General features: G+C 66.5%; 1 protein-coding gene. It reads left to right on the top strand.

The genetic code is table 11. The annotated features are described in order from the left end of the window. Positions 1 to 209 (top strand): GTP-binding protein (locus Q0718_RS13645; protein ID WP_298919146.1); only part of this gene is annotated, 209 nt, incomplete at both ends.

The raw sequence follows: 209 nt of genomic DNA, 5'->3' as shown, positions 1-209 counted from the left end.
GAGTACGAGACGGACGCGCGTCACTACGCCCACGTCGACTGCCCCGGCCACGCCGACTACGTCAAGAACATGATCACCGGTGCGGCCCAGATGGACGGCGCGATCCTGGTGGTCAACGCCGCCGACGGCCCCATGCCCCAGACGCGCGAGCACATCCTGCTCGGTCGCCAGGTCGGCATTCCCGCCATGGTGGTCTACATGAACAAGGT

This window comes from uncultured Algimonas sp., from assembly GCF_947498175.1.
GTDB lineage: Bacteria > Pseudomonadota > Alphaproteobacteria > Caulobacterales > Maricaulaceae > Litorimonas.
The sequence above is the reverse complement of the archived record's forward strand: the minus strand, read 5'-3'. Positions and strand labels throughout refer to the sequence as shown.